19 protein-coding genes are annotated in these 17,829 nt (G+C 70.4%); 14 read left to right on the forward strand and 5 right to left on the reverse strand.

Annotated features, from left to right (window positions below):
• The first annotated feature begins 145 nt into the window (after positions 1–145).
• Positions 146–970 carry a polyphosphate kinase 2 family protein gene (locus ABD230_RS11100; protein WP_344374318.1) on the forward strand — a complete coding sequence of 275 codons (825 nt, stop codon included), beginning with the start codon at positions 146–148 and terminating at the stop codon, positions 968–970.
• A gap of 30 nt (positions 971–1,000) precedes the next feature.
• Here the strand turns inward: ABD230_RS11100 and ABD230_RS11105 are convergent, their stop codons facing one another.
• Positions 1,001–2,308 carry an isochorismate synthase gene (locus ABD230_RS11105; RefSeq protein ID WP_344373400.1) on the reverse strand — a complete coding sequence of 436 codons (1,308 nt, stop codon included), beginning with the start codon at positions 2,306–2,308 and terminating at the stop codon, positions 1,001–1,003.
• A 210-nt stretch (positions 2,309–2,518) separates the two neighbouring features.
• The gene (locus ABD230_RS11110) at positions 2,519–2,803 is read right to left on the reverse strand and encodes a DUF427 domain-containing protein (RefSeq protein ID WP_344373402.1); all 285 of its coding nucleotides are present in this window, start codon (positions 2,801–2,803) and stop codon (positions 2,519–2,521) included.
• Positions 2,804–3,116: 313 nt separating this feature from the next.
• Between ABD230_RS11110 and ABD230_RS11115 the strand changes: the two genes are divergently transcribed.
• From ABD230_RS11115 to ABD230_RS11125, 3 genes are all read left to right on the forward strand, one after another.
• Positions 3,117–3,836, forward strand: a complete 720-nt coding sequence (locus ABD230_RS11115) for a demethylmenaquinone methyltransferase (RefSeq protein ID WP_344373404.1) — start codon at positions 3,117–3,119, stop codon at positions 3,834–3,836.
• A 61-nt stretch (positions 3,837–3,897) separates the two neighbouring features.
• Entirely contained in the window at positions 3,898–5,016 is a 1,119-nt protein-coding gene (locus ABD230_RS11120) for a polyprenyl synthetase family protein (RefSeq protein ID WP_344373407.1), read from the forward strand.
• A gap of 19 nt (positions 5,017–5,035) precedes the next feature.
• Entirely contained in the window at positions 5,036–6,415 is a 1,380-nt protein-coding gene (locus ABD230_RS11125) for an FAD-dependent oxidoreductase (protein ID WP_344373409.1), read from the forward strand.
• A gap of 17 nt (positions 6,416–6,432) precedes the next feature.
• On the opposite strand, the gene ABD230_RS11130 is transcribed toward ABD230_RS11125, so the two are convergent.
• Positions 6,433–7,131, reverse strand: coding sequence for a DUF998 domain-containing protein (locus tag ABD230_RS11130; protein WP_344373411.1), 699 nt, complete (start codon positions 7,129–7,131; stop codon positions 6,433–6,435).
• Positions 7,132–7,248: 117 nt separating this feature from the next.
• A complete protein-coding gene (locus ABD230_RS11135; protein WP_344373413.1) occupies positions 7,249–7,569 on the reverse strand; it encodes a hypothetical protein in 321 nt (106 codons plus the stop codon).
• 77 nt (positions 7,570–7,646) lie between these two features.
• Here ABD230_RS11135 and ABD230_RS11140 point away from each other — a divergent pair, with 77 nt between their 5' ends.
• The 9 genes from ABD230_RS11140 to ABD230_RS11180 all read left to right on the forward strand — a co-directional run bounded on the left by ABD230_RS11140 (position 7,647) and on the right by ABD230_RS11180 (position 15,795).
• Positions 7,647–8,306, forward strand: a complete 660-nt coding sequence (locus ABD230_RS11140) for a prepilin peptidase (RefSeq protein ID WP_344373415.1) — start codon at positions 7,647–7,649, stop codon at positions 8,304–8,306.
• 262 nt (positions 8,307–8,568) lie between these two features.
• Positions 8,569–8,748, forward strand: a complete 180-nt coding sequence (locus ABD230_RS11145) for a Flp family type IVb pilin (protein ID WP_344373416.1) — start codon at positions 8,569–8,571, stop codon at positions 8,746–8,748.
• Between the two features lie 11 nt (positions 8,749–8,759).
• On the forward strand, positions 8,760–9,194 hold the full coding sequence (locus ABD230_RS11150) for a TadE/TadG family type IV pilus assembly protein (RefSeq protein WP_344373418.1): 435 nt from the start codon (positions 8,760–8,762) through the stop codon (positions 9,192–9,194).
• On the forward strand, positions 9,194–10,162 hold the full coding sequence (locus ABD230_RS11155; protein ID WP_344373420.1) for a TadE/TadG family type IV pilus assembly protein: 969 nt from the start codon (positions 9,194–9,196) through the stop codon (positions 10,160–10,162). The genes ABD230_RS11150 and ABD230_RS11155 overlap by 1 nt, the downstream gene beginning before the upstream one ends.
• A 44-nt stretch (positions 10,163–10,206) precedes the next feature.
• The gene (cpaB, locus tag ABD230_RS11160; protein WP_344373422.1) at positions 10,207–10,956 is read left to right on the forward strand and encodes a Flp pilus assembly protein CpaB; all 750 of its coding nucleotides are present in this window, start codon (positions 10,207–10,209) and stop codon (positions 10,954–10,956) included.
• Positions 10,953–12,344 carry a CpaE/TadZ family protein gene (locus ABD230_RS11165; RefSeq protein ID WP_344373424.1) on the forward strand — a complete coding sequence of 464 codons (1,392 nt, stop codon included), beginning with the start codon at positions 10,953–10,955 and terminating at the stop codon, positions 12,342–12,344. The genes cpaB and ABD230_RS11165 overlap by 4 nt, the downstream gene beginning before the upstream one ends.
• Entirely contained in the window at positions 12,341–13,966 is a 1,626-nt protein-coding gene (locus ABD230_RS11170; RefSeq protein ID WP_344373426.1) for a TadA family conjugal transfer-associated ATPase, read from the forward strand. The genes ABD230_RS11165 and ABD230_RS11170 overlap by 4 nt, the downstream gene beginning before the upstream one ends.
• Positions 13,963–14,916, forward strand: coding sequence for a type II secretion system F family protein (locus ABD230_RS11175; protein WP_344373429.1), 954 nt, complete (start codon positions 13,963–13,965; stop codon positions 14,914–14,916). The genes ABD230_RS11170 and ABD230_RS11175 overlap by 4 nt, the downstream gene beginning before the upstream one ends.
• 12 nt (positions 14,917–14,928) lie before the next feature.
• Positions 14,929–15,795, forward strand: a complete 867-nt coding sequence (locus ABD230_RS11180) for a type II secretion system F family protein (protein ID WP_344373432.1) — start codon at positions 14,929–14,931, stop codon at positions 15,793–15,795.
• 40 nt (positions 15,796–15,835) lie between these two features.
• On the opposite strand, the gene ABD230_RS11185 is transcribed toward ABD230_RS11180, so the two are convergent.
• Positions 15,836–16,471, reverse strand: coding sequence for a methyltransferase family protein (locus tag ABD230_RS11185; RefSeq protein ID WP_344373434.1), 636 nt, complete (start codon positions 16,469–16,471; stop codon positions 15,836–15,838).
• A gap of 221 nt (positions 16,472–16,692) precedes the next feature.
• On the opposite strand from ABD230_RS11185, the gene ABD230_RS11190 reads away from it, so the two are divergent.
• Complete coding sequence (locus ABD230_RS11190; protein WP_344373437.1) at positions 16,693–17,769, forward strand: alpha/beta hydrolase; 1,077 nt, start codon at positions 16,693–16,695, stop codon at positions 17,767–17,769.
• Positions 17,770–17,829: the final 60 nt, after the last annotated feature.

The following is a 17,829-nucleotide window of genomic DNA, read 5'->3' on the forward strand; positions in this document are numbered from 1 at the left end:
TCCTGAGAAGAGCGGAAGGCGGGGGCGGTGGCGCGCGACCCCTTGCCGTGGCATCCGTCGCCCCTCGATGATGGGGAGGCGCCGCGGCGGACGCGGCCGTGAGGGGAGCAGCGTGGGGCTGGAGAAGTACTGGGCGAGCGATCCGATGGACGTGCTGCGCGTGCGGCAGGACTTCCTGCTGGCGGACCTCGACCCCCGGAGCAAGCCCGGATTCGAGGGCGGCAAGAAGGAGGGCAAGACGTCGCTCGAGATCGGCGCCGAGATCCTCGCCGACCTGCAGGAGCAGCTCTTCGCGGGCAACCAGATGGGCGACGACCCGCGCAGGGTGCTCCTCGTGCTCCAGGCGATGGACACCGCCGGCAAGGGCGGCATCGTCAAGCACGTCATGAGCGCCGTCGACCCGCAGGGCGTGCAGCTCGCGACGTTCAAGAAGCCCACGGAGGAGGAGCTCGAGCACGACTTCCTCTGGCGCATCCGCAAGGAGGTGCCGGAGGCCGGCATGATCGGCGTGTTCGACCGCTCCCACTACGAGGACGTGCTCATCGCGCGCGTGCGCGAACTCGCCCCGCCGGAGGAGATCGAGCGCCGCTACGACGCGATCAACGAGTTCGAGGCGGAGCTCGCGGCATCGGGCACCACGATCGTCAAGGTCATGCTGCACATCTCGATGGACGAGCAGCGGGAGCGGCTGCTCAAGCGACTCGACCGGCGGGACAAGCACTGGAAGTTCAACCCCGGCGACATCGACGAGCGGATGCTGGCGCCGAAGTACCGCGAGTCGTACCAGCTCGTCTTCGAGCGGACGACGACCCCGCACGCGCCCTGGTACGTGATCCCCGCCGACCGGAAGTGGTACGCGCGCCTCGCGGTGCAGCACCTGCTCATCGACGCGCTCGAGGGCATGAAGCTCGACTGGCCGCTCGCCGACTACGACATCGAGGAGCAGAAGGGCCGGCTGGCGACCGGCTGAGCCGCCTGCCGCCCTGCGGGACCGGTGCGGCTACGGGACCGGCGGCGACGGCGGCGGCGCCCCGAACGCCTCGACGATCGGCCGGAACTTCATGTCGGTCTCGGCGAGCTCGTCGTCGGGCACGGAGTCGTGCACGATGCCGCAGCCGGCGTACGCGCGGACGGTGCCGTCGGGCTCGACCTGGGCGCACCGCAGCGCGATCGCCCACTCGCCGTCGCCGTCGGCGTCGACCCAGCCCACCGGTCCGGCGTAGCGGCCGCGATCGAAGCCCTCGAGCTCGGCGATCTCGGCCAGGGCCACGTTCCGGGGCGTGCCGGCGACGGCCGCGGTCGGGTGCACCGCGCGGACGAGGTCGAGCGAGCTCGACCCGTCGCCGAGCGTGCCCTTGAGGTCGGTCGCGAGGTGCCACAGGTTCGGCAGCTGCAGGGTGAACGGCTCAGGGCTCGCGTCGAGCCGCGCCGTGTGCGGCGCCAGGGTCGCGACCGCGCTCTCGACCGCGAGCGCGTGCTCGGCGAGGTCCTTGTGCGAGCTCGCCAGGGCCGCGGCGCGTTCCCGGTCGGATGCCGCGTCGGCGCCGCGCGACGCCGTGCCCGCCAGCACCCGCGCCGACACCGTGCCGTGGTCGACGCGCACGAGCGTCTCCGGGCTCGCGCCGATGAGGCCGTCGACGGCGAACACCCACGTGTCGGGGTAGTCGTCGGCGAGCTTCGCGAGGGCGGCCCGCAGGCCGGCGTCCTCGTGGAGCGTGCCGACGATCTCGCGGGCCAGCACCACCTTCTCGACGTGCCCGTCGTCGATGCGGCGCACGGCCTCGGCCACGGCCGAGGTGTACGCCTCGGGCGGCAGCGCGCCGGGCGTGAAGCGTACGCGGGGCACATCGCGCTTCGGCGCTGGAGCCGGCAGTTCGACGGGTTCCGGCGGGGCGTCGGCCGACACGCCGTCGATGCGCTCGATGCGAGTGACCCAGGCGCGGCCGTCGCGGCGCCCGAGCACGATCTCGGGCACGACGAGCACGCTCGTGGCCGCCGACTCGTCGGCGAACGCGATCGCCCCGAACGCGACGAGGCCGCTGCCGGGCAGCCCGACGCGGTCGTCGACGTCGGCCGTCGACGCGACGGCCCGCCAGGCTCGTGCGGCGTCGCCGATGCGGTCGGGTCCGCGCGTCTCGATGCGGAGCGCCTCGCCGAGCCCGATCAGGCCCTCGCCGCGCCGCATCCAGAGCAGCGGGCGACGGGGGTCGAGCCGGGGGACCAGGGGAGCGGTCTCGTCGACCGCCGCGGTGCGGACGCGCAGCCTGGTGTCGGCGGCGAGAGGCGCCGCGGCATCCGTTCGCGTCACCGCACCAGCCTACGCCGGGTGCCGCGGAGTGCTCGCCCGCCGCCTACGGGAGGAACGTCGCCTACGGGAGGAACTTCCGCGCGGCGCGCCGCCGCGGCATCCGCTGCCGACGGCGTGTCGCGAGGAACTCCTCCCGACGGCGCGGTGACGGTCATGCCGTACGGCGCGATCACGGCGGCGCGATCACGGCGCCGCGGCCGCCGGGTGCCTTCAGGAGGGGACGACCTCGACGCCGCGCCAGAAGGCGACGTGCCCCGCGATGTCCGCCGCCTGGGCGGACGGGGTGCGGTAGGTCCAGGCCGCGTTCGGGTTGCGCTGGCCGCCGACCTCGAGGTGGAAGTAGTTCGCGGTGCCCTTCCAGTGGCACACGCTGCGGTTGTCGCTGTCGGCGAAGTACTCGGGCCGGATCGACGCCTGCGGGAAGTAGTGGTTCCCCTCGACCACGACGGTGTCGTCGGACTCCGCGATGACCGTGCCGTTCCAGATCGCCTTCATGCGTCTCCTCCGTGTTCCGCGGCGGGGTCTCCGCCGCATGTCTCGACTGATCCAACGCGATCCACGCGTCGATCCATCCCGTTGCATGGAAACTCTCAGGGTCGCCGGGTGAGTTCGCAGGATGAGGCGAGCTACGGGTCGGCATGCGGGGGTACGGAGCATCTGGTCCTGCGAATTCCGATGCGCGGGGCGAATGCCGCGGCGCGGGGCGGATGCCGCGGGGCGGGCGGATGCCGCGGGGCCGGGTAGGCGTCCCCGGCATCCGCACCCGCTCACAGAGCCCGGTCGGCCCGCCGACCGTAGACTCGCAGGCATGACGCGCGCAGACCTCGGCAAGGACCCCCGCGACGTGTCGGCGATGTTCGACCGGGTCGCCGCGCGCTACGACCGCACCAACGCCGTGCTCTCCGTCGGCAACGCGTCGCTCTGGCGGGTCGCGACCACGAAGGCCGTCGCGCCGCAGCGCGGCGAGCGGATCCTCGACGTCGCGGCCGGCACCGGCACGTCGAGCGCGAGCCTCGCGAAGTCGGGTGCGAGCGTCGTCGCCGCGGACTTCTCGCCGGGCATGATCGAGGTCGGCCGCCGCCGTCAGGCCCACGTGCCGAACATCGTGTTCGTCGAGGCCGACGCCATGGCGCTGCCGTTCGGCGACGACGAGTTCGACGCCGTCACCATCTCGTTCGGCCTGCGCAACGTGCGCGAGCCGAAGGTCGCGCTCGCCGAGTTCCTGCGGGTCACCAAGCCCGGCGGACGCCTCGTGGTGTGCGAGTTCTCGCACCCGCCCGTGGGCGTCGTGCGCGCCGGGTACGACTTCTACCAGCGCTACGTCATGCCGCCACTCGTGAAGCTCTCGAGCTCGAACGACGACGCCTACGAGTACCTGAACGAGTCGATCAACGCGTGGCCCGACCAGCCGACGCTCGCGGGCTGGATCCGCGAGGCCGGATGGCGCGACGTCGAGTGGCGCAACCTCACCGCCGGGATCGTGGCGCTGCACCGGGCCCGCAAGCCGTTGGACGCCGTGGACAACTGAGGGTCCGACGCTCGACGACCTCGCAGCATCCGCTCGGCTCGCTCTCGGTAGGCTGGGCGACGTGAATCCGAGTCACCCGGTCCGCCGCGCCTCCTCGCTGGCGGCCAACCTCGGCCTCAGCGAGCGGGTCTTCGCCTCGTCGGCCGACCGAGCGATGGCCCGGGCGATCGACGACGGCCTCGAGCGCGTCGAGTCCGGCCTCGTCGACCAGGTCCGCTTCGCCGACACGATCGCGGATGTCACGAGCCGCTACCTGCTCGAGGCGGGCGGCAAGCGCGTGCGCCCGATGCTGACGCTGCTGACCGCGCAGCTCGGGGACGGCGCCGTCGACGACGTGATCAGCGCGGCGATGGCCATCGAGATCACGCACCTCGGGTCGCTCTACCACGACGACGTCATGGACGAGTCGGAGCGGCGCCGCGGCGTGCCGAGCGCGCAGACCGTGTGGGGCAACTCGGTCGCGATCCTCACGGGCGACCTGCTCTTCGCCCGTGCGAGCCAGCTCATGGCGCAGCTCGGCGAGCGCGCCATCCGCATGCAGGCCGACACGTTCGAACGGCTCGTGCTCGGCCAGCTCAACGAGACCGTCGGGCCCGACGCCGACGAGGACCCGATCGAGCACTACATCCAGGTGCTCGCCGACAAGACCGGCTCGCTCATCGCGGCGGCGGCCCAGTCGGGCATCATCTTCGGCAACGCCGACCCCGCGCTCGAGGCGCCCATCATCGAGTTCGGCGAGAAGATCGGCGTCGCCTTCCAGCTCATCGACGACGTCATCGACCTGTCGCCCCAGCCCGAGGAGACCGGCAAGGTCCCCGGCACGGACCTGCGCGCCGGCGTCGTGACGCTGCCACTGCTGCGCCTCGAGGAACTGGCGAAGACGGATGCCGCATCCGCCGACCTGCTCGAGCGCATCCGCCGCGACGTGCTGCCGGCCGACGCCGACGAGGCCGGTGACGCGCTCGACACGAACACGCTCGCCGCCCGCATCGTGCCGTCGCGGGCGACCGTCGACGCGCTCGTCGACGAGCTGCGCGAGCACGAGGCCACACGGGCGACGCTCGCCGAGGCCCACCGCTGGGCGCGTGAGGCCGTCGCGGCGCTCGCGCCCGTGCCCGAGGGCAGTGTGAAGAAGGCACTCACGCGCTTCGCCGACACCATCGTGGAGCGCTCGAGTTGACTACGGGAGGTAAGAACCGGTGACGAGGAACAAGCTGCGCCTGGCCATCATCGGTGCCGGCCCCGCCGGCATCTACGCCGCCGACATCCTGCTGAAGTCGGAGCGTCACTTCGACGTCTCGATCGACCTGTTCGACCACCTGCCCGCCCCGTACGGGCTGGTGCGCTACGGCGTCGCGCCCGACCACCCGCGCATCAAGGGCATCATCACCGCCCTCCGCGAGGTGCTCGATCGCGGCGACATCCGCATCTTCGGCAACGTCCGATTCGGTGAGGACCTCTCGCTCGAGGACCTGAAGCGCCACTACCACGCCGTCATCTTCGCGACGGGTGCGGTCAAGGACGCCGACCTGAACGTCCCGGGCGTCGAGCTCGAGGGCTCGTACGGCGCGGCCGACTTCGTCAGCTGGTACGACGGGCACCCCGACTACCCGCGCGAGTGGCCGCTGGACGCGCAGTCGGTCGGCGTCATCGGCAACGGCAACGTCGCGCTCGACGCGGCGCGCATGCTCGCCAAGCACGCCGAGGACCTGCTGCCCACCGAGATCCCTTCGAACGTGTACGAGGGGCTGAAGGACTCGCCCGTGACGGACGTGCACGTGTTCGGCCGTCGCGGCCCGACCTCGGTGAAGTTCACGCCGCTCGAGCTGCGCGAGCTCGGCGAGCTGCGCGACGTCGACATGATCGTCTACGACGAGGACTTCGACTACGACGACGCCGCCCGGGCCGCGGTCGCGGGCAACAAGCAGGTGTTCGTGATCGACAAGGTGCTGCAGCAGTGGCGGCAGCGCGAGACCGGACAGGCGTCGCGCCGGCTGCACCTGCACTTCTTCGCCAAGCCGATCGAGGTCGTCGGCGACGAGTCCGGGCATGTCGCGGCGCTGCGCTACGAGCGCACCGCGCCCGACGGCGAGGGCGGGGTCGTCGGTACGGGCGAGATCCGCGAGGTTCCGATCCAGGCGCTCTACCGCGCGGTCGGCTACTTCGGTTCGCAGCTGCCCGGGATCCCCTTCGACAAGAAGTTCGGCGTCATCCCGAACCACGAGGGCCAGGTGCTGATCCGCGACAAGGGAACCGGACAGTCGCGCCAGATGTACGGCGTCTACTGCACCGGGTGGATCAAGCGCGGGCCCGTCGGGCTCATCGGCCACACGAAGTCCGACGCCATGGAGACGATCAAGCACCTCATCAACGACCTCGGCAACTGGTGGCGGCCCGAGTCGCCGTCGGAGGCCTCGGTCGTCGAGCTGCTCGAGTCGCGCGGCATCCAGTGGACCGACCTCGACGGATGGCACCGCCTCGACGAGCACGAGCTCGCCCTCGGCACCGCCGAGGAGCGCACGCGCATCAAGGTCGTGCCGCGCGACGAGATGGTGTCGATCTCGCGGGGCGAGGTCTGACCGGCGCCGCCGGCGGCTCATCGCGCGGTCGCGGCATCCGCACCCAGCGGATGCGGCGACCACGCGTACACGTGCGCCGACGCGACGGCCAGCCAGGTCCACGCGGCGAGCACCGCGAGCCACAGGAGTGCGACGCCGGCCGTCGTGGTCGACAGTGCGGCTCCGCCGAAGAACCCGAGGACGATGACCGCGCCGAGCGCGAGCCCGAGCGCCGAGCGCTTCGGCGCACCGACGCGACGGCTCCAGCCGGCGTAGGCGATGGCCGCCGCCGCGACGGCCGCGAACCCGAGCGCACCGAACACCAGGTGCAGCATGCCGCTCAGGCTCGCCGTTCCCTCGGGCTCGCCCGCCGGGAAGCCGCCCATCGGGTCGGGAGGGAAGACCGCGCCGAACACGAGCGCCCCGCCGTACACCGACGTGAGCACGCCGAGCGCGAGGCCGCGCCCGCTCCGGATGGCACGGATCATGCCGACCGCGGCGACGACCGTCATCACGCCGGCGAGCGCGAGGTTCACGCGCTGCAGCCAGCCGAACTCGCCCAGCATGAGCAACGACAGCGCGTGCCGGCCGAGGTCGAACCCGGGCCGCGTGAGCGCGAGTGCGAGGCCGACGGCGAGGTAGAGGGGGCCGGCGACCACACCCCAGCCGAGCATGCTGCGGGTGATCGCGGCCGACCGGTCGAACGACGTGGGGATGCGGGAGGTGGAGGTGCTCATGATCTGCCCTTCGAGACGAGACGGATGGCGCTTCACCTCGTACGTCGAACGGCGCGGGCGGGGATCGACACGGCGCGGGAACTCGCGCGGCGACGACCCGGAGACGTCGTCTCGGTGTCAGGACTGCCGGCCGACCGGCGGCTCGCCGACGTACGTGTGCGCCTCGCGCGCGAGCTCGGACCAGAGCTCGCGGTCGGCGACGCGCACCCAGGTGCGGCTGTCGCCGCCGCGCGTCGAGTGGAACGGGACCACGATGCCGCGCGCCTGCAGGTCGGCCGAGCGCGCCTCGGGCAGGTCGACGACGAGTTCGCGCCCCTCGAGGAAGGCGAACAGCCTGCCCTTCACCAGGAGGCCGTCCGGCGTCGCGTCGACGTCGTAGTCGGCGTCCTCGAGCAGTTCGTTCGCCACCGCGTCGTACGTGACCTGCGCGTCGTCCATGTGGTTCCCCCTCGTTCGCACGTTCCGCTGGGAGCCTACGCCGCGCACCGCGCCGACGGGACGCTACGCTGCACACCATGCCCGTCGCCCCCCTCGCCCTCGCCGCAGGGGCGCTGCTCGCCGGCGCCATCATCGGCTGGTGGCCGATCGCGACCTGGACGGACCGCGACATCCGGCGCGACCGGAGCGAACGGATGTCGCTGCGCGCGCTGCGCGGCTGGTCGGCAGGTGCCACGGCCATCGTCTTCGCGCTGCTGGCGTGGCGGTTCGAGTGGCATCCGGTGCTCCCTGCCCTGCTGGTGCTGGCAGCTGCCGGCGTGGCCCTCTCGATCGTCGACCTGACCGAGCAGCGGCTGCCGAACGCGATGGTGTTTCCCACGCTCGGGGCCGTCGCCGCACTGCTCGTCGTGGCCTCGGCGATCACGGGGGAGTGGCTCGCCCTCGCCTGGGCGGCGGCCGGCTCGGCGGGGATGTTCCTCTTCTACTTCACGCTCGCGTTCATCTCGCCGAAGGCGATGGGCATGGGCGACGTGAAGTTCGCGCTGCCGCTCGGTCTCGCGCTCGGCTGGTTCGGCTGGCTCATGTGGATCGGCGGGCTCATCGGGGCGTTCTTCGTGGGCGGCGTCGTCGCGATCATCGCGCTCGCGCTGCGGCGCGTGACCCTGCGCGGATCCATCCCGTTCGGGCCGTCGATGCTCGGCGGAGCGATGGTCGCGCTGGTGCTGCTGGGGGGCTGAGGGCGGGCGCCATCGGCACCGTCGGCTTGGCGTGTCCCCTACGGCGGGGGCGGTTGTCCCCCGAACGGCCGACCACGTTAGCATCGGATTCCGGACGATCGGGTTACGGCGAGGTCACGGTTGTCCCCCGGCCTGTCCCCAATCAAGGGGTACCCCGAAGTGGGGCATAGCGTCCGATTCGTTCGTATCGATACGGTTCACGGGCCGCTTGCAGCTGTGGGCGGCACCCCAAACTCGAAGTACGACCCGAAGGGTGTCTCTCATGCTCAAGCTCATCACGAAGGCGCAGGCCCGCCTGAACTCGCTCCGTGTGGACGAGGACGGCAACGCGGCGGAGTACGGCCTCATCATCGCGATCGTCGCGCTTGGTATCATCGCCGGCCTCGGCCTGCTCGCCGGCGCCCTGAACGGCATGTTCGGTAACGTCGCTGGCGCCCTCTGACGCTTGACCGCGTGGCGGACCTCGGCGACGCCGAGGTCCGCGTCGCCGTACCTAGGAGCAGGCGCATGAGCCGACGCCGAAACGAACGCGGTGCCGCCGCGGTCGAGTTCGCGCTGATCATCCCGGTACTGGTGCTGCTCGTGCTCGGCATCATGGAGTTCAGCCGCCTCTACAACCAGCAGATCTCCCTGTCGAACGCGGCGCGTGCCGCATCCCGGGTGATGGCGATCTCGAACGACTCGGGCGCTGCGGTCACCGCGGCGATCCAAGCGGCTCCGTCGCTCAATCCTGGGCTCGGGGCGGGAAACATCGCGTTCAGCCCGGGCACGTGCACTTCCGGCGCGGTCATGAGCGTCACGGTCAGCTACCAGTCGACCCTGATGACTGGCGCGTTCGGCGCAACCTTGAATCTCACTGGAGAGGCGGCCACCCCATGCGGCGGTTGATGAAGCGGTTCCGTTCCGAGCGCGGCGCGAGCGCGGTGATGTTCGGGCTCCTACTCATCCCGTTGCTCGGCTTCGGCGGCATCGCGGTCGACGTCGGCGCCCTGTACGCCGAGAAGGCGGAGCTGCAGAACGGCGCGGATGCGGCGGCACTCCAGGTTGCGATCGCGTGCGCGAAGGACGCGGCGGCGGCCGCGTGCCTTTCCGCCGACCCTTCCGGCATCGCCGGGGCGAACGACTCGAACGACGGCATCGAGGACATCCAGTCCGTCTCCGTCGACACGGTCGAGAACACGGTCGTCGTCACGACGAATACGGAGGACCTCGGCGTCCGGCACCCACTCGCCTCGATGATCCCTGGCATCGGCGACTCCACGGTCGTCACGGCCACGGGCGCCGCCGAGTGGGGGCAGCCCGTCAAGGGCACGACGCTCGCGCTCGCCATCGGATACTGCGAGTTCGCCAACCATCCGCCGCAGGTCGGCGTCCCGAACCCGACGAAGATCCTGGTCGAGTACAACACCGGAACCCGCATCACGTGCCCGGGTGCGTTCGCGCCGGGCGGATTCGGCTGGCTCCCTTCGACCGACTGCTCGATCGAGATCGATGTCGCGAACCCCTGGGTCCTGAGCAAGCCGGGCATCAGCACCACCGGAACGGCGTGCGACGAGGCGTACATGGCAGCGCTGCTCGGCGAGACCGTCTTCATCCCGATCTACGACGAGTTCACGGGCAGTGGCTCGAACGTGCTCTTCCACATCCAGCAGTTCGCCGCATTCAAGGTCACCGGCTTCAAGATCAGCGGTAGCAACGCGTACACCGATCCGACCGCACCGAGCTGTGTCGGCGCCTGCCGCGGTGTCCAGGGGTACTTCATGGAGTACGTCTCCGTCGAGGACGCGTTCGAACTCGGCAACGGCGTGCCGAACGGCGCGGCGATCGTCCGTCAAATTCTCCCCCCGGCGTCCTGACCCCCGCGGGCTCGAAGCCAGACTCCCTACAGAAAGGCCCCCAGGTGATCCGGATCATCGGTGCGATCGTCGCCATCCTTCTCGCGATCGGTGGAGGCGCGGCGCTCTTCCTCTACGTGCAGACCGCCGACCGGCGAGCTGCAGAAGGTGCTGAGTTCCAGCCGGTCTACGTGGTCACGGATCGCGTCGCGAAGGGAACCCCGGGAGAGTCGATCTCCGAGTACCTCGAGATCGACGAGCTTCCGGCGATCGCGATCCAGCCGGACATCGTCACCGAGCTGTCGACGCTCGAGGGCATGGTCACCAACGCGGAACTGCTTCCGGGTGAGCAGTTGCTCCAGGCGCGGTTCTCGTCGCCCGACGAACTCGCCGACGCCGGTGAGATCGTGATCCCGGACGGACTGCAGGAGATCACCGTCGCGCTCTCGGTGCAGCGGGTCGTCGGCGGCGAGGTGAATGCGGGTGACAAGGTCGGTGTTCTCCTCTCGACGAACACCCGATCGATCGCGCTGAACGACCAGACGGCGCAGACCCAGTTCATCTACAACGACGTCCTGGTCACCCGTGTGACCGCCGGAAGCACGCTGACCACCGGTGAGTCGAATAACGACGACAGCCGCGAGATCAGCGCCTTCTTCGTCACGCTCGCGGTCACGGCCGCCCAAGCCGAGAAGCTCGCCTACGGGGCCGAGCAGCAGGAGGACGGCAACGGAGGCATCTGGCTGACGCTGCAGCCGGAAGGCACGGACACCGGTGGCTCGTCACTCCGAGCCGGAGAGAACGTCTTCCAGTGACGCGGTACCTCCTGGTCAGCCGCAGCGCGGAGTACGAGTCCCGGCTCCGTCGGCTCCTCCGCGCGCGACTGCAGGTCGTCCCGGGGGAGTACGTGACCTTCGGGCCGGACTCGGTCATGGGACAGGTGGAGCGGTCGCCCAGGATCGCACTGCTCGGTCCGCTGCTGAGCTACGAGGAGACGAAGTCGCTCACCGGTGCGCTCGCGGAGACGTACCCGGGCATCGGGCTCATCGTGGTCCGGGAGCAGCGATCGGACCTCGAGGACTGGGTCGACGGCATGGAGATCCATGCCGTGCTGAGCCCCGAGGCCGCCGACGGCACGACGGAGGCGCTCCTCACCAGACTCGACGACTGGCTCGTCGCCTCAGGGCGCATGTCGGAGATCACGGCTGAGGAGGTCGCCGCCGAGGAACGCCGGGAGGAGATCGCCGGCGTGTTCGCCCTCATGTCGCCGGCCGTCGAGGAGGACTCGACGCCGTCGTTCCTCGTCGACCGCCCGGGGCCCGACCGGGCAGGCGAGACCGCGGTCGAGCCGCCGCTCGCCGAGCCAGAGCCCGAGCCAGAGCCTGAGGTGGAACCCGAACCCGAATGGGTCCTCCCGCCCATCGGCGAGGGAGTCCGCTCGGAGATCATCGTCGTCGCCGCACCCAAGGGCGGCCAGGGGAAGACCACCACCGCGATGAACCTCGCGGCGGGGCTCGCCGAGGTGCACCCGAATTCGGTGGTGCTCGTCGACGCCGACGTCCAGTTCGGCGACATCGCCAACGCGCTCGACCTCCGGCCGCAGTACTCGCTCTCCGACGTCGTCGGCGTCGGCGAGGACGAGGTCGCGATGAAGGCCCTGCTCACGAGGCACAACGACGACTTCTTCGTGGTTGCCGCTCCGCCGTCGCCCGAGCTGGCCGACCAGATCCCGCCGGCGGCCCTCGCGGCCCTGCTCCGCCGCCTCGCTGGCATGTTCCGGTTCGTCGTGGTCGACACCACGCCCGGGCTCGGCGAGCACACGCTCGCCTCGCTCGAGGAAGCGACGGACGGCGTGTTCGTCACCAATATGACCGTGCCGAGCCTCCGGGCGCTGCGCAAGGAGTTCGAACTGCTCGTCGCGCTCAACCTGCTCCCCGTGAACCGGCACATCGTCCTGAACTTCGTCGAGAAGAACACCGGCCTGCTGCCGAAGGACGCCGAGCGCATCCTCGGCGCGCAGATCGACGTGGAGGTCCCGCGATCCCTCGGGGTCGTCCACGCCTCGAACGCCGGTACGCCGCTCATCCACCACGACGTTCGCGATCCCGCCGCGCGGGCGATCCGGACCGTGGTCCAGCGGATCGAACCCGACGCCATCCCCACCCGAAAGCGCATCCACAGGAAAGCGAGGGCAGCGCAATGAGCCTGAGCGATCGACTCGAACGAGCCCGAGGGGCCCGCCGCAGCGCGGGCGTCGAAGCGCCGCCGGACTACCTCATCGAGCATGCCGGTGGGACGTCAACGGCCGCGGAACCCGATGCGGCGCCGGAGGAGCGCGCTGTTCCGGCGGCTTCTGCGGAGGACGCCGGGGGCGACACGGCGAGCGCCGAGGCGTCGGGCGCGCCATCGCCCGGCGGCACGTCGGACGGTGGCGGATCAACCCGGACGAACGAAGGTGACTCCCGCGAGGAGCACACGAGCACCTGGGCGGCCCTCGCGGGTGACGATGCCGCGCCGACGCACGCCGCGGACCCGCTGACCGACCTCAAGGAACGCGCCGCGCAGGAGCTGTTCCGTCGCATCGGGACGCGGCTCAACGACTCGAGCATGACCGAGGAGCGCTTGCACGCGCTCGCTCGCGAAGAGCTCGGCTTCATCGTCGAGGCCGAGCAGGTCGCCCTGACGACCGTGGAGCGCAACCGGCTCATCACCGAGATCGGAGCCGACGTGCTCGGCTTCGGGCCGCTCGAGCCACTGCTCGACGACCCGGAGGTCACCGAGATCATGGTGAACCGCTTCGACCAGATCTTCGTCGAGCGGTCCGGGCGCCTGTACGAGTCTCGGAGCCGGTTCACCGGCGAGCCGCAACTCCGACGCGTCATCGAGCGCATCGTGTCCCGGGTGGGCAGGCGCATCGACGAGTCGTCGCCGCTCGTCGACGCCCGCCTGGCGGACGGGTCGCGCGTCAACGCGATCATCCCGCCCCTCGCGGTCGACGGTTCCTCGCTCACGATCCGCAAGTTCGCGCGCACGCCGTACACGGTCGAGGACCTGATCGGCTTCGACACCCTGACGCGCGAGATGGCGACCCTGCTCGACGCCGCCGTCCGGGCCAAGCTGAACATCCTCGTCTCCGGCGGCACCGGCACCGGCAAGACCACTCTCCTGAACGTGCTCTCCGCGTTCATCCCCGGTGACGAGCGAATCATCACGATCGAGGATGCGGTCGAGCTCCAGCTCCAGCAGGAGCACGTCGTGCGCCTCGAGTCGCGACCGGTGAACATCGAGGGCCGCGGCGAGATCACCATCCGCGACCTCGTGCGCAACTCCCTCCGCATGCGGCCCGACCGTATCGTCATCGGCGAGGTCCGCGGCGGCGAGAGCCTCGACATGCTGCAGGCGATGAACACCGGCCACGAGGGATCGATCTCGACGATCCACGCGAACTCCCCGCGCGATGCGCTCTCGCGACTTGAGACGCTCGTGCTCATGGCCGGCATGGACCTGCCGCTCCGCGCCATCCGCGAGCAGATCGCCTCGGCGATCGACGTCGTCGTCCAGATCTCGCGACTGCGCGACGGCACGCGTCGCGTGGTCTCGGTCACCGAGGTCCAGGGCATGGAGGGAGAGATCATCACGCTGCAGGACGCCTTCGCGTTCGACTTCGCCGCGGGGATGGACGCCGAGGGGCGTTTCCGGGGGCACGCCGTCTCGACCGGCGTCCGTCCGCGGTTCGTGGATCGCTTCGAGGAGCTCGGCATCGCGGTTCCCGCGAGCATCTTCCGGTACGAGCCGCGCGGATACGGTATCGGGGAGATCGCGTGAACCTCCTCTTCGCCTTCGGCCTGATCTTCACGATCCTCGCCCTGCTGGCACTGGTCCTCCTCGTCATCGCACCGCCGCCGAAGCGCGTCGCCGTGGAACGCCGCATCGCTCCCGGCGAGGAGTACGTCTCGGCGCTGTCACGTGCGACCGACAAGACGGTCGCGGTCATCGACACCGCGATGGCGCAGCGGAACCGCGGCATGTTCAACGAGGAGCGCCTCGAACTGGCCGGCGTGCGCACTTCGCCGTCGGGCATGATCCTCATTACGTTCTCGCTGGCCGCGGTCTTCGCTGTGCTGGGCGTGCTCGTCGGCTTCGGGTCGTGGTGGGCGGCCCTCTGGGCCGTGCTTTTCGCCGCGCTCGCGCCCCTGTTCGTTTCGGCGTTGCTGACCATCCGAACCAGTCGGCGCCGCGCCGCATTCGCGGACCAGCTCGATGACACCCTGCAGCTCGTCTCCGGGAACCTCCGCGCCGGCCATGGACTCACGCAGGCACTCGACTCCGTCGCCAGGTTCGCGGACCCGCCGACGACGGAGGAGTTCTCGCGGATCGTCAACGAGACGAGGATCGGTCGCGACCTCGGTGATGCTCTCATGAGTACCGCCTACCGCATGCGATCCGACGATTTCACGTGGGCCGCCCAGGCCATCGAGATCAACCGGGCGACCGGTGGCAACCTCTCGGAGACGCTGCAGCGCACCGCCGCGACGATCCGCGAACGAAACCAGATCCGTCGGCAGGTCAAGGCGCTGAGCGCCGAGGGACGACTGTCCGCGATCATCCTGATCGCGCTGCCCATCGGCGTCTTCCTCGGCGTGCTCCTGCTGCGGCCGAGCTACCTCGCTCCCTTCTTCGTGCCGCCGTGGGGCTGGATGGCGATCGTCGTTGCCGTGATCCTGATGACCGTCGGCACGGTGTGGATGCTCCTCGCCGTTCGAGTGAAGTTCTAGGGGGCGTCTCGCATGTGGATCGCCTACCTCGCCGTGGCCGTCATCGCCCTCTCGATCGGCGTGCTCGTCTTCATCGTGTTCACGACCATCCCGGTGAAGGCCGACGTCGTCGCCGCTGTCGCACCCGCGACTGAGACCGAGCGCGCTCGAGTCGAGAGGGCTTCGTTCTCCGAGACGCTCGCCTCCGTCATGCCTACGGGGTACACCGGCTGGGTGCAGCGGAAGATCATCTACGCGGGTCGAGCCGGGGCGTGGACGGTCGGCGGGTTCCTCATCGTGCGGCTGGTCGTGACGATCGTCGCGTTGTTGCTCATCCTCGGGGCCGCCTTCGGGACCGACGTCCTCCTCTTCCGCATCGGCGGAATCGGCTTCGGCGTGCTCATCTTCCTCGCGCCGGAGATCATGCTCGCCAGCCGGGCCGACGACCGGCAGAAGGCGATCCTGCTCGCCCTGCCCGACACGCTCGACCAGATGACGATCGCGGTCGAGGCCGGGCTCGGGTTCGAGGCCGCGATGGCGAAGGCGGCGCAGGGGAGTCGCGGACCGTTGTCCGAGGAGCTCATCCGCACCCTGCAGGACATGAGCATCGGTCGATCGCGGAGCGACGCCTACTCGGCGCTCCTCGCGCGCACCGATTGCACGGACCTGAAGCGGTTCGTGCGTGCCGTGCAGCAGGCCGACCGTTACGGCATCGCGATCGCCGACGTGCTGCGCGTCCAGTCCGGCGAGATGCGGATCAAGCGCCGGCAGCGTGCCGAGGAATCGGCGATGAAGGTGCCGATCAAGGTCGTCTTCCCGCTGGTCTTCGCGATCCTGCCGGTGCTGTTCATCGTACTGCTCTACCCGGCCGTGATCGGCATCATCGGCGCCTTCTCCTGATCGGTCCCGGCGCCGGTTGCCGAGGCCGGAACCGCTGGTATCAGAAGAGGCCGGGCACGAAGCGCTTCGTCCGAAGCTTGTACTCCGCGTACTCGGGGATGTGCTCCTCGAGCAGGCGCTCCTCCTGGATCGCTCGGTACACCTGGACGATCCCGATCAGGATGAGGATCCCGAGCTTGGCCCAGCTCGGCGAGAAGCACACGGTCCCGATGAGGGTGATCATCTCCCCGACGTAGAGCGGGTTCCGGGTGAGTCGGTAGGGGCCGTGCTGGACGAGCGTCCGGACCTTGGCCTCCACGCCGAAGCTCCGACCGAGGGTGACGAGTGACGTGACGGTGAACACCATGCCCAGGGTCATGAGGGAGACGGCGAACAGCTCGACCCCGGGGGAGACCTCGATGCCCCCGAGGAACGCGAACGAGAGCGGGAGGAAGGATCCGACGTACGCCGCGGCGGTGGGCAGCACCCCAGTCCTTCGAGCGCTGGCGGGCCTCCTGATGAACAGCAGCAGCACGACGACGAGGTAGAACGACGCCAGCAGCACCAGGTAGGCGATGTTGAGGAACCCGACGAACCCGGCTGCGGATTCGCGCTGAGCCTGGGAGAAGAGCGAGACGAACGTCAGGCACAGCAGGGGCACAATGATGGCGAGCAGGACCAGACGCTCGATATCCATCGTTCTCAGTTGCTGGCGTAGCCGCATGACCCCTCCGGTGCATCACTGGGACGTGCCGGAATAGGTGGCGCTCGGCCATCGGCGACGTGGCACGATCATATCCGCACCGCTTCACGATCTGTGATCGAGTCGGGCACTGCCGGGATCGTTCGAAGCGGCGATAGCGTCAAGACCGGACGGCTCCCGCATCGGTTGCCTAGGCTGGCCCCGAGGGGGTCCGCATGGGGGATGCAGCCGACTGGCGGCCGGACGTGCTCGGGCCCGGCTTCGAGCAACTCACCCTGCCGCTGGAGCCCGACGACGAGGGCGAGGTCGTCGCCACACTCGTCCGGTACCTCGGCCGGAACGGGGACGCGGCGACACGCGACACCGACGACGAGCCCGGCGCGCCGAAGCGCCGCTGGCGCTGGCCGTGGGAGCGCGAGCCGGAGGCATCCGCCCCGCCGCCCGCGGCCGCCGGGTGCGACGTGCTCTACGTGCACGGCTGGAGCGACTACTTCTTCAACCCCGAGCTCGCCGAGTACTGGGCGGATGCCGGAGCCCGCTTCTTCGCGCTCGACCTCCGGAAGTACGGGCGGAGCCTGCGGGACGGGCAGACGCCGGGCTACATGACGAACCTCGCGACCTACGACGAGGACCTCGAGGCGGCGCTCGCCGCGATGGGGCACGGCGGCACCGTGGCATCCGCCCGCCCGCTCATCCTGCTCGGGCACTCGACCGGTGGGCTCACGCTCAGCCTGTGGTCGGCGCGCAACCCCGGCCGCGCGGCGGCGCTCGTGCTCAACAGTCCGTGGCTGGAGTTCCAGCTGAGCGGCATCGGGCGACAGGCGATCCAGCCGATGATCGGGTTCCGCGCCCGCCTCGCGCCGATGGGGCCGCTACCGAACGTCGACCTCGGCTTCTACACGCGGTCCGTGGCGAAGGAGCTCGACGGCGAGTGGGAGTACGACCACCGCTGGCGGCCCGACCGGGGGTTCCCGACGCACCCGGCCTGGCTGACCGCGATCCTCGCCGGCCACGCGACCGTTGCCGCCGGCATCGACGTGGGCGCGCCCGTGCTCACGCTGCTCTCGACCCGCTCGGTGCTGCAGGCGACGTGGGATGACGCGATGCTCAGCTCCGACATCGTGCTCGTCGTCGACGAGATCGCGCGCCAGTCGCTGAAGCTCGGGCCGAACGTCACGGTCGCGCGCATCGACGGGGCGCTGCACGACGTGTTCCTGTCGCGGGAGCCGGCGCGGGCGGCGGCGTACGCGGCGGTCACGCGGTGGTTGGAGGGGTACGGGCCGCGGTCATGACTCGTGTTGTTGCGGGATCGGTCGCGCCGGGGCGTCGAGGGCTGCTGGGGACTGGCGGCG

Origin of the sequence: Agromyces tropicus (genome assembly GCF_039531345.1) — a bacterium.
Taxonomy (GTDB): domain Bacteria; phylum Actinomycetota; class Actinomycetes; order Actinomycetales; family Microbacteriaceae; genus Agromyces; species Agromyces tropicus.

What these genes read in the sequence shown, in the direction of transcription:
- ABD230_RS11100 (WP_344374318.1), top strand. Translation starts at nt 146, where the DNA reads ATGGACGTGCTGCGCGTGCGGCAGGACTTCCTGCTGGCGGACCTCGAC.
- ABD230_RS11155 (WP_344373420.1), top strand. Translation starts at nt 9,194, where the DNA reads ATGAAGCGGTTCCGTTCCGAGCGCGGCGCGAGCGCGGTGATGTTCGGG.
- ABD230_RS11140 (WP_344373415.1), top strand. Translation starts at nt 7,647, where the DNA reads ATGCCCGTCGCCCCCCTCGCCCTCGCCGCAGGGGCGCTGCTCGCCGGC.
- ABD230_RS11190 (WP_344373437.1), top strand. Translation starts at nt 16,693, where the DNA reads ATGGGGGATGCAGCCGACTGGCGGCCGGACGTGCTCGGGCCCGGCTTC.
- ABD230_RS11180 (WP_344373432.1), top strand. Translation starts at nt 14,929, where the DNA reads ATGTGGATCGCCTACCTCGCCGTGGCCGTCATCGCCCTCTCGATCGGC.
- ABD230_RS11135 (WP_344373413.1), bottom strand. Translation starts at nt 7,569, where the DNA reads ATGGACGACGCGCAGGTCACGTACGACGCGGTGGCGAACGAACTGCTC.
- ABD230_RS11170 (WP_344373426.1), top strand. Translation starts at nt 12,341, where the DNA reads ATGAGCCTGAGCGATCGACTCGAACGAGCCCGAGGGGCCCGCCGCAGC.
- ABD230_RS11185 (WP_344373434.1), bottom strand. Translation starts at nt 16,471, where the DNA reads ATGGATATCGAGCGTCTGGTCCTGCTCGCCATCATTGTGCCCCTGCTG.
- ABD230_RS11115 (WP_344373404.1), top strand. Translation starts at nt 3,117, where the DNA reads ATGACGCGCGCAGACCTCGGCAAGGACCCCCGCGACGTGTCGGCGATG.
- ABD230_RS11130 (WP_344373411.1), bottom strand. Translation starts at nt 7,131, where the DNA reads ATGAGCACCTCCACCTCCCGCATCCCCACGTCGTTCGACCGGTCGGCC.
- ABD230_RS11110 (WP_344373402.1), bottom strand. Translation starts at nt 2,803, where the DNA reads ATGAAGGCGATCTGGAACGGCACGGTCATCGCGGAGTCCGACGACACC.
- ABD230_RS11145 (WP_344373416.1), top strand. Translation starts at nt 8,569, where the DNA reads ATGCTCAAGCTCATCACGAAGGCGCAGGCCCGCCTGAACTCGCTCCGT.